General features: G+C 71.2%; 9 protein-coding genes and 2 pseudogenes. 7 read left to right on the top strand and 4 right to left on the bottom strand.

Annotated features, from left to right (window positions below):
- The 4 genes and pseudogenes from purH to ACFU99_RS19640 all read right to left on the bottom strand — a co-directional run.
- Nucleotides 1-396: pseudogene (gene purH / locus ACFU99_RS19655) on the bottom strand (bifunctional phosphoribosylaminoimidazolecarboxamide formyltransferase/IMP cyclohydrolase); the annotation flags it as partial.
- Nucleotides 397-418: 22 nt separating this feature from the next.
- The gene (locus ACFU99_RS19650; protein ID WP_384393556.1) at nucleotides 419-976 is read right to left on the bottom strand and encodes an NUDIX hydrolase; all 558 of its coding nucleotides are present in this window, start codon (nucleotides 974-976) and stop codon (nucleotides 419-421) included.
- Between the two features lie 40 nt (nucleotides 977-1,016).
- On the bottom strand, nucleotides 1,017-2,174 hold the full coding sequence (locus tag ACFU99_RS19645; protein ID WP_384393553.1) for an acyl-CoA dehydrogenase family protein: 1,158 nt from the start codon (nucleotides 2,172-2,174) through the stop codon (nucleotides 1,017-1,019).
- A 54-nt stretch (nucleotides 2,175-2,228) separates the two neighbouring features.
- The gene (locus ACFU99_RS19640; RefSeq protein ID WP_384393550.1) at nucleotides 2,229-3,350 is read right to left on the bottom strand and encodes an acyl-CoA dehydrogenase family protein; all 1,122 of its coding nucleotides are present in this window, start codon (nucleotides 3,348-3,350) and stop codon (nucleotides 2,229-2,231) included.
- Nucleotides 3,351-3,820: 470 nt separating this feature from the next.
- Between ACFU99_RS19640 and ACFU99_RS19635 the strand changes: the two genes are divergently transcribed.
- From ACFU99_RS19635 to ACFU99_RS19605, 7 genes and pseudogenes are all read left to right on the top strand, one after another.
- The gene (locus ACFU99_RS19635; RefSeq protein ID WP_384393547.1) at nucleotides 3,821-4,750 is read left to right on the top strand and encodes a hypothetical protein; all 930 of its coding nucleotides are present in this window, start codon (nucleotides 3,821-3,823) and stop codon (nucleotides 4,748-4,750) included.
- A gap of 96 nt (nucleotides 4,751-4,846) precedes the next feature.
- Nucleotides 4,847-5,584, top strand: coding sequence for a phosphoribosylaminoimidazolesuccinocarboxamide synthase (locus ACFU99_RS19630; RefSeq protein ID WP_384393544.1), 738 nt, complete (start codon nucleotides 4,847-4,849; stop codon nucleotides 5,582-5,584).
- Nucleotides 5,574-6,335, top strand: coding sequence for an SDR family oxidoreductase (locus ACFU99_RS19625; protein ID WP_384393541.1), 762 nt, complete (start codon nucleotides 5,574-5,576; stop codon nucleotides 6,333-6,335). Before ACFU99_RS19630 ends, ACFU99_RS19625 begins: the two co-directional genes overlap by 11 nt.
- Before the next feature lie 102 nt (nucleotides 6,336-6,437).
- Entirely contained in the window at nucleotides 6,438-7,316 is an 879-nt protein-coding gene (gene hisG / locus ACFU99_RS19620; protein WP_384393538.1) for an ATP phosphoribosyltransferase, read from the top strand.
- A gap of 210 nt (nucleotides 7,317-7,526) precedes the next feature.
- Complete coding sequence (locus ACFU99_RS19615) at nucleotides 7,527-8,051, top strand: hypothetical protein (protein ID WP_384393535.1); 525 nt, start codon at nucleotides 7,527-7,529, stop codon at nucleotides 8,049-8,051.
- A 248-nt stretch (nucleotides 8,052-8,299) separates the two neighbouring features.
- Complete coding sequence (locus tag ACFU99_RS19610; protein WP_384393532.1) at nucleotides 8,300-9,649, top strand: NAD(P)/FAD-dependent oxidoreductase; 1,350 nt, start codon at nucleotides 8,300-8,302, stop codon at nucleotides 9,647-9,649.
- Between the two features lie 79 nt (nucleotides 9,650-9,728).
- A pseudogene (locus tag ACFU99_RS19605) lies at nucleotides 9,729-10,168 on the top strand (GNAT family N-acetyltransferase); the annotation flags it as partial.

Below are 10,168 nucleotides of genomic sequence, written 5' to 3'. Positions count from 1 at the left end.
CACGAAATTCTTGGCGGCGGCCCGCAGCATGGCGGGGCCGCCGATGTCGATCGACTCCAGCGCCCCCGCCACCCCGTCATCGGCCACCAGATCCTTGAAGTTGCAGGCCAGCACCTCGATCCGCGGAATGCCGTGCTGCCGCGCCTCGGCCTCGTCCGACGCGTCGCCCCGCCGGTAGAGCAGCCCGCCGAAGACGGACGGATGGAAGGCCCGCACGCGGCCGCCCATCATCTCCGGGACCCCCGAGAGATCCCCGATGACGACCGCCTCCGTGCCCGCGTCCCGCAGCAGCCGCGCCGTACCGCTGGTGGCCACCAGCTCCGCGCCCAACTCCCGCAGCCCGGACCCGAATTCCACGATGCCGCTCTTGTCCGTCACCGACAGCACTGCGTACATCCTGCGATCCCTCCGTTGCGGGTCAGCCGGCGAACAACTTCTCCACCCTCGACAGCGTCTCGCGCACATTCGCCTCGTCGATGGCGTCGTGCGCCTCATGCGGCGACAGCCAGCGCAGCGGTGCGTCCGAGTGCTCCGGCCGTACGGCGTCCGGGTGCCGGGTGGCCAGGACGAACCGCAGGTCGGCGTGGTCGTGCGCGGGCTCCCGGCTGCCCGCCGGTACGGGCACGACCGCCGCGTGCACGATCTCCGCGTCCGGCCAGGGCTCCAGGTCGCCGAGCCCCGTCTCCTCCTGCCCCTCCCGCACCGCGACGGTGAGCGGATCCGTCTCGCCCGGATCGCCGTGCCCCCCGACGAGCAGCCACGACTCGTGGCGCTTGTGCCAGCGCAGCAGCACCCGGCCGCTGCCGGGGTGGACGATGAACGCGGAAGCGGTGATGTGCAGGGGCAGCGACCGCTGCCAGGGGTCCTCGGCGGTGTCGATGAGCGTACGGATCCGCTCGACGTCGGCGCGCTCCGCGTCGTCCTGCGGAGCGAGTCGGGCGAGCCTGTCGGCGACTGACTGTTGGGCGGCAAACATACGAGGCATCCTAGGGTCTTCGCCCGCCCCGTTTCAGGTGTCACCGGCCTCCTCCACCGGCCTCCTTCGGCAGTCCCAGCACCCGCTCCGCGAGGGCGCTGCGCCGGATCTCGGCCGTGCCCGCGCCGATCGTCGCGCCCCGGCCGGTGAGGAAGGCGTCCTGCCACTCGCCCAGGCCGTAGCCGGTCCCTTCCGGACGCACCAGTTCCGCCGGGCCCGACACGTCGACCGCGATCTCGCCGAAGCGGCGCCGGAACTCGGCGCGGAACAGCGCGGCGACGGCCGCCTCGCCGCTCGTGTCCGCCCCGGCGGCGGTACGGGCGGCGAGCCGCAGAGCGGTGGCGCGCAGCAGCGTGATCCGGGTGTACGCCCACGCCAGCCGCGCGCGGACCTCCGGCTCCCGCGCCCGTCCCGACTTCCGGGCCTGGCGGACCAGATCCCAGAACCGCTCCTCGAACCCGAGATGGGCACAGGCCGCCTCATGGGCACGGCCGTGCGCGAGGGCCGTCATCGCGGGCGCCCAGCCGCCGTCCACGCCGCCGATGACATGCGACAGCGGCGCGCGGGCCGCGTCGAGGCGGACCTCGCCGAGCCCGTACGAGCCGGTCAACTCCCGTACCGGGCAGACCCGTACGCCGTTCCCGGGCGTCAGCGGGACCAGGACCAGGGACAGTCCGCGGCGCGCCGGGGCGGCCGGGGACGTACGGCACAGGACGGCGATCATGTTGGCCCAGTGCGGCTCCGCGACCCACGTCTTGAGCCCGCTGACGACGACCTCCCCGCCACGGACCTCCGCGGCCGTGGCCGCGGACGCGAGGTCGGAACCGTGCTCCGGCTCGGAGAAGCCCACGCAGTAGCGGTCCTCGCCCGAGACGATGCCCGGCAGGAGGGCGGAGCGCTGCGCCGCGGTGCCGTGCTCCATGATCGCCGGGCCGATCAGGTGCTCGCCGGCGCCCCGCTGGACGAGCGGCGCTCCGGCCCGCGCGCACTCCTCCGCGAGGGCGAGCACGTCCAGCGGCCCGAGCGCCGACCCTCCGTACTCCTCGGGCCAGGCCGGGCAGATCAGCCGCGCGGCCAGCAGCCGCCGCTCCCACGCGTCGTACGGTCCGCCGGGGGCGGGGGCGTCGGCGCGGATCCACTCGCGGATACGCCGCCGGAACGCGTCCGCCTCGCCTCGTCGCACGGTGTCCCTCTCCAAGACCCTCTCTCCATCCCTTCGCGCCAGAGGCCGTCGGCTCGCGGTCGTACGCACTCAGATGCCGATGCGCTGGGCCAGCAGCTCCCGGTGGTAGGCGCCGTCGCCGAACATCAGCTCGCTGCTCTTGGCCCGCTTGAAGTACAGATGGGCGGGGTGCTCCCAGGTGTAGCCGATGCCGCCGTGGATCTGGATGTTCTCGGCGGCGGCGTGGAAATACGCCTCGGAGCAGTACGACTTGGCCAGGCTCGCCAGCGCGGGGACCTCGTCGGTGCGCTCCGCCGCCGCCCACCCGGCGTAGTGCGCGGCCGACCTGGCCGACTCCACCTCGATGAGCATGTCGGCGCACTTGTGCTTGATCGCCTGGAAGCTGCCGATCGGCCGCCCGAACTGGACGCGCAGCTTGGCGTATTCGACGGACATGTCGAGCACCCGCTGCGCGCCGCCCGCCTGTTCGGCCGCGAGCGCGATCGCGGCGAGGTCGAGCATCTCGGACACGGCCGGCCATCCCCGGCCGTCGGCGCCGACGAGGCGGGCGGGCGTGCGGTCGAAGCGGAGCCGGGCGAGCTTGCGGGTCTGGTCCATGGTGGGGACCAGTGTCGCCGTGAAGCCGCCCGCTTCCCGGTCCACGGCGAACAGTGACACCCCGGCCGCGGTCCGGGCGACGACGAGCACCAGGTCGGCCACGTGGCCGTCGGGTACGTAGAACTTCTCGCCGCTCAGGCTCCAGCCGCCGTCCGTACCGGTCGCGGCGGCCTCCATGGCGACGCCGTCGGCGTCCCAGCGGCCGGAGTGCTCGGCGAGGGCGACGGTGGCGATGGCGCGGCCGGCGGCGATGGCGGGCAGGAATTCCCGCTTGGCCGTTTCGTCGTCCGTCGCGAGAAGGAGATTGGCGGCCAGGGCGACGGTCGAGAAGTACGGGGCGCAGAGCAGCGCGCGGCCCATCTCCTCCAGGACGACGACCAGTTCGGCATAGGAGTGTCCGGCGCCGCCGTACCGCTCCGGAATGACGAGGCCCTGGAGGTCCAGTTGTCCGGCCATCTGCCGCCAGACGGCGGGGTCGAAGCCTTCGGCGCTCTCCATCAGCCGGCGGACCTCGGTCTCGGGGGACTTCTCGGTGAGGAATCGGCGAACGGTGCGCCGTAACTCCTCCTGGTCGTCGCTGAAGGGGTAGCTCACAACCGCTCCCGTCGGCTCGCACAAATCACGCAGAGATAATCTAAGGGATGGACTGCCGGTGCGGAAGGCGGCCGAGTGCGAAAGGGATTCCGGGTCCGGGGGAGCGTCGGCCGGCCAGGAGCATTCCGGGTGATTCGGGGCATCGGCAAAGATCGAATACCGCCGCGACCGCCAACTTCCGCCGGTCCGGGCGACCTTGACTGATCGAGAGTCACTGATAATCTTTGATTTTATGGCGGTGGATGCTGCCCGGAACCGAGCGTACTGATCGAAATGCGTTGATCAGAATAACGCTGCGCACGGTGCGTCGTGAGCGTGGAGCTTCGGCCGAAGTGCGCTGTGCAGTAAGTGCCGTGGGAAATGCGCCGGGAAGTGCCCCGGCGGAGGAGTTCGGCGCGACCAAGGAATCCGTGCGGCCGAGGAATCGGTGCGACCAAGGAACCCGACCCGGAAGAGGACCTGGTGTAACCATGGATGTCACCCCGATGCGACTCAGCGGTGTCGTACCGTCCGTACGGATCGGTGAACTCCGAACAGATATGCATTCCGCCGCCAAAGAGATCGAGACCCAGTTGACGGACTGGGGCTTCATGTCCGTCGAGGTGCCCGGCATCGGGGCACGGGTCGAGGCCATGATGAACAGCTTCGAGGCGGCCTGCGCCTCGGCCGACCCCAGCCTCGCCGACTTCGAGTACACCTCCGTCCCGCAGCTCTCCAACGGCGGCACGCACGGCTTCTTCCCGTATCTCTCGGAGATTCCGCGGCTCGCCAAGGGCGTGCCCGACCCCAAGGAATTCATCCACGTGAGCGGCGCCATGCTGGCCGACAAACCGGCGGGCGCGGGCGCGGTCCTGGCGGCGTTCCCGGAATTCGGCGAGCGCGCCACCGAGGTGTTCGACACCGCTTTCACCCTCATCTCGCTGTTCGGCGAGGTCATCCGGGGCATGATGCCCGAGGGCACACCGGAATTCGGGCTCTCCAGGGACGCCACCAACCTGCGGGTGATCCATTACCGCGACCTGGACGGCCGGGAGGTGCTCGCGCACGAGCACTCCGGAATCCAGTTCCTGGGCCTCCAGCTCCCGCCCTCCGACCAGGGCTTGCAGTACATCCTGCACGACGGGACGTGGGTCGAGCCGGTGATCGCCAGGACCGACGTGGTGCTCTGCAACATCGGCAGGATGCTGAACAGCGCCTCGAAGGGCCGATTCCGCCCGTCCACCCACCGCGTGCACTGCACGTACACGGAGAACGATTACGAACGGCTCTCGTCGGTGCTCTTCGCCTATCCGCCGCACCAGGCGCGGCAGTGGCAGGCATCGGAGGACGGACTCACGGTTCTCGACGAGACGTGGGGGGACTTCATCGCGAACAGGTTCCGCGGCCTCGGAAACGAATGAGCGCGATACCGGGCCGCTGTCCGGCGCGGGGCGGCGACAGCGCGAAAGAGCCGGCCGGGAATTCGCCCGGCCGGTACGCGAGTGGGAGGCAGAGACATGCGTGAAGGCGCCGTCGACCCGTTCGACAGCGACGCCCTCGCCCGGCTGGCGGACAGCGAGCCCGCCGACATCACCGGCCGCAGCAAGGAACTGTGGCTGCTGCCCGACGACCTGTGCCTGGTACGGCTGATCCCGAGCCTGCGCAGCTTCACCTACGACCGCGACGAACTCGTGGACGAGACCGGGCCGTTGCGCCTGGACTTCTACGAACGCGCGGCGGCCGAACTGACCAAGGCCGGGGTTCCGTGCGCCTTCCGCGAGCGCGTCGGCCGGACCATGTACGTGGCCCAGTACTGCCCTGCCCCGCCGTTCGAGGTCATCGTCAAGAACGTGGCCAACGGCTCCACGACCCGCAAGTACCCCGGACTGTTCCCGGACGGGGAGCCGCTGCCCCGCCCCGTGGTGAAGTTCGACTACCGGGTCGACCCGGAGGACCAGCCCATCGGCGAGGACTATCTGCGCGCCCTCGACCTGCCCGTGGACGCCATGCGGGACCACGCGTTCACCGTCAACGACGTCCTGCGGTCCTGGCTGGCGCCGCTGGAGATCTGGGACTTCTGCGTCATCTTCGGCCTCGACGCGGCCGGCGGACTCAGCCTGATCTCCGAGGTGTCCCAGGACTGCATGCGCATCCGCCACCCCGACGGGTCACGGCTCGACAAGGACCTGTTCCGCGACGGCATGTCCGGAGCGGAGCTCGTCAGTCAGTGGAAGCGGGCCTTCGATGGCATCTGAGGAGGCGTCCGAGGAGCCGTCCGCGACGGCGGTCGCGGAAGCGGTCGCGCGGGCGTCCGAGGCGCCGGTCGCGCTCCTGACCGGCAGCAACCGGGGGAGCGGCCGGGCCATCGCCGCCGCCCTGCACGACCGCGGCTACCGGGTGCGCTCGCTCAACCGCACGACGACCGGCGAGAGCTGGCTGGGCGAGACCCGCTGCGACCTCGCCGACCCGGACCAGCTCGCCGAGGGCGTCGCCCAGGTCCTCGCGGAGACCGGACGGCTGGACGCCTGCGTGGCCAACGCCGTGGACCGGGTGCTCGATCCGATCGAGAAGCTGTCCCCCGAGGACTGGGACCGCATCGTCGCCGTCAACCTCACCTCCGTCTTCCATCTGATCAAGGCGGTGCTGCCGGCCCTGCGGCGCAGCCGCGGCCTCTTTGTGACCATGGGCAGCAACGCCTCCACCCACTACTTCGAAGGCGGCGCGGTCTACAGCGCCACCAAGGCGGCGGTCAAGGCGCTGATGGAGACGCTGCTGCTGGAGGAGCGCGGCAACGGCGTCCGGGGCTGCCTGGTCACGCCCGGGGCGATCGCCAACCTGGAGGGCGACGACGCCCCGTACAAGATCAGTACCGAGTCGGTCGGCCGGTGCGTCGCCAGCATCATCGACGCCTGGCCCGCCGACCTCGTGGTCGGCGAGGTGGAACTCCGCCCGGCCGCCCTGCCACGGCCCCCGGTGACCGGCATCGACCGGCTGCTGCACGTATAGCGCCCGCCGATGCGCCCGACCACGCACCGGCCGCCGCCGAAGCCCCGACCCGGACGGGTCCCGGGCCCGGCCGGCGGCCACAGGACGACGAACGGTGATGACATGGTGTCGCTCGCACTCCCCACGGGCTCCCTCGAAGAGCCGACGCTCGAACTGTTCCGGGCCGCCGGCCTGGCGGTGCGCAAGAGTTCACCGCGCGCCTACCGCGCGCGCATCGACTACCCCGGCGTCGAGCGCGTGGTGTTCTTCAAGCCCCGGGAGATCCCGCTGATCGTCTCCGACGGGACCTTCGACTTCGGCGTCACCGGCGCCGACTGGATCGAGGAGACCGGCGCCAAGGTCGAGGTCGTGCACACCTTCGGGTACTCCAAGACCACCGACACCGGCTGGCGCGTGGTCCTCGCGGTCCCCGCGGACCACCCCGCGCGCAGCGAGCACGACCTCGGCCACGGCGCACGGATAGCCACCGAGTACCCGACCATCGCGCAGGACCACTTCGAGCGGCTGGGGCTGCACGCCGAGGTGATCCACTCGCACGGCACGACCGAGGCGAAGATCCCCGAACTGGCCGACGCCGTCATGGAGGTGGTGGAGACCGGCTCCTCGCTGCGCCAGAACAACCTGCGCATCCTGAACACCGTCCGCAGGTGCGGGGTGAACCTCGTCGCCTCCCCCGCGGCCTGGGCCGACAGCTCGCTGCGCGCCGCGATCGAGATGCTGACCTCGCTGCTGCGGGCCGCGCACGCGGGGGCGGCGCACCTGCTGCTGACCGTCGTTGTCCCGGAGGACCGCTGGCCGGAGGTCGAATCCCTGCTGCCGGCCCGCTGGTGGCGGCTGGGCGGTGGCGGATCCGACCCCCAACAGGCCGTTGTGCAGGGTGTGTTCAGAAAGGACCGGATAGCCGTGGCGATCGCCGCGCTGACGCGGGCGGGCGCGGTCGAGATCGTGGAGACCCCCATCGGAAAGCTGGCGTCGGCATGACCTGAGACCGGATCCGGAGTCGCCTGAGACCGGATCCGGAGCCGTCGGACAGCACATGTCCGCCAATTTGCGCACGTGTCACGGCGGCCCTCACGTCACCCACCTGCCCCAATTCCCTGTGGTTGCTGAGGCGTATGGCCGGTCCTGTGCGGTGGGGGGAGCGAAAAGGCGTGGACCTCTCTACGCTCCCCGGCCATGTGCAGAACAAAAATGAGACAGCTCGGACTGTCCGCGTTAATCGCCCTTGCCCTCGGCCTGTTCGGCCTCGGGCAGCCCGCCTTCGCCGCCGCCGCCGACGCGCCGGTGACCTTCACCATCGACAAGCCCACGGCGACCCCCGGCACCACGGTCTCCGTCACGATGACCTTCACCAACCCCGAAGCCACGTACGTACAGTTCGCGTACCAGTCGCTCCAGCCGACCTGGGAGACCGTGAGCTACGGGATGAAGTTCAAGTTCCTCACCTGTAAGGGTGACGCGGGTGTCTGCGAGCCCGGCGGAGCGGTGAACTACAACGCGCCCATCGCGCCCGGAGCCAGCCGCTCGGTCACGATGACCTACGAGGTCGCCGCCGACTCGCCCTGCGTCGGCAACGGCACCATCGGCTTCTATGCCTACCTGCACTACGAGTTCGACAACGGGAAGAACGCCAAGGACGGCAGCTACTTCTCCCCGACCACCGCGGTGCAGTGCGCGCCCAGCGGCGCCGCCAAGGCGGTTCACAGCAACGCCTGATCCGGATCAGGCCGTCGAACCGATGAAGCAACGACTATGAAGCACGGCCGATGAAACGGGCCCGACTGCAGCGGGCCCGGTGAAGAGGGCGGCTCGGGCGGTTCCCCCGCGATGACGGCAACCATCGCGGGAGCGGCCCGGGCTGCCGGAACCCGGCGCCCCGACGGTCCGGCGTTCGCTAGCCTGTCGTCTCCTCACACCACATCCGCGCAGCGCTTCCCCCGGGAAGCAGTCGAGGAGAGTAAGGCATGCAGCGAGCGGTCGTCCTGGGCGGGAGCATCGCCGGGCTGATGGCGGCACGGGTTCTCAGCGACCACGCCGACGACGTCGTCATCGTCGAGCGGGACGGACTCGGCCCGGCGGACACCGGACGCCCCGGCGTCCCGCAGATCAAGCAGTTGCACGTGGTACTGGAGGGCGGCCGCCTACAGATGGAGCGCTGGTTCCCCGGCCTGACGGCCGAACTGATCGCGGACGGCGCCGTACCGAGCGAGGGCGACGCCATCGAGCACTACTTCGACGGCGTGCTCAAGGTGCCCGTGGCGGAGGAGACCACCATCGGGCTGACCCGCCCCTTCCTGGAGGGGCGTATAAGGGACAGGGTGCTGGGCAGGGACAACGTCCGGCTCGTCCCCGGCCTCGTACGGGGCCTGCTGTTCGAGCGCGGCAAGGCGCGCGGCGTCCGGTTCGCACCGGGGGGCGCCGAGGACGCGACGGAGACCGAGACCCTCACGGCCGACCTGGTGGTGGACGCCACGGGCCGCTCCAGCCGCGTGGAGCACTGGCTGAAGGACGCCGGCTGGCAGCCGCCCCGGCTGGACCGCATGCGCATCGACCTCCGCTACACCACCGCCCTCTTCGAGCGCGGCGACGAACTGCCCGGCGTCGCCGTCGTGCAGTCCCTCTCGGCCCCGGCGCCCGCGGGCACGCCGCAGCACGACTTCGGAGTGGCGGCCGAGGTGGAGGGCGGCCGCTGGATGGTGGTGCTCTCCGCGTACGGGCAGCCGCCGAACCGGGACGCCGCCACCTTCGTGAAGCGGGTCCGCGACACCCCCGGCGCGCCGTTCGCGAAGATCGCCGGATGCCGTCTGGACAGCGACGTCGAGACGTACCAGATGGCCGACAGCCGCCGCCGCACCTTCACCGGCCTCGACCGCTTCCCGGCCGGGCTCGTCGTCGTGGGCGACGCCTTCGCGTCCTTCAACCCGATCTACGGGCAGGGCATGTCGTCCGCGGCGCTGCACGCCTCCTGCCTGTCCGCGTTCCTGTGCTCGGGCGAGCGGCTCGACGAGCCCGCCTGGGGGTACTTCCGGCGTGCCGAGGTCGTCGTCGACGCCGCCTGGGGCCTGTCCACGCTCGGCGACCTGGCCCTGCCGCACGTGATGGGGCCCTACCCGCGCGGCTACCGCCTCACCAGCTGGTATGTCGAGAAGCTGGTCACCGCCTCCATGACCGACGCGGAGGTCAACCGCCGCTACCTGGCCGTGGCGCACATGCGCGAGCACCCGCGCGTACTGACCGGGCCCAGCACCATGTGGGCGGTCGCCCGGACCCTGCGGGCCCGCCGCCGCGCCCCGGCCCCGGCCCCGGCCTCGTAACGATCGGGCCCGGCCCCTCGGCGGCGCGCCAGAACGATAACCGGTTGCCGACCCCGCCGCTCGGTGCTGAAGTGCGGGGATGGACGAGAAAACGGTACTGGCCACGTTCGACCGGGAGATGCGGCGGGACGTCCGGCCGGACGGGCCGGGCGCCCGCGTCGAGCGGACCGGCGGTGTGGTGCGGCAGGTCGGCGCAGACGGGCATGGGTGGAGCGCCGTCCTCTGGTCGGATCTGACCGAGGACACCGCCGACCGCGCCATCGCGGAGCAGGTGGCGTACTTCGCCTCCCTGAAGCGGGAGTTCGAGTGGAAGCACTACGCCCACGACCGCCCCGGCGACCTCGGCGCACGGCTCGCCGCCGCCGGACTCGCCGCCGAGCCCCCGGAGTCCCTGATGGTCGCCGACGCCCGCGACCTGCCCACCGACGTCGTCCTCCCGGACGGCGTCGAGCTGCGCGCCGTGACCGACGAGGCCGGCGTGAACCTCATGGCGGACGTCCACGAGCGGGTGTTCGGGAC

It is taken from the genome of Streptomyces sp. NPDC057654, assembly GCF_042800135.1.
Lineage (GTDB): Bacteria > Actinomycetota > Actinomycetes > Streptomycetales > Streptomycetaceae > Streptomyces.
The sequence above is the reverse complement of the archived record's forward strand: the minus strand, read 5'-3'. Positions and strand labels throughout refer to the sequence as shown.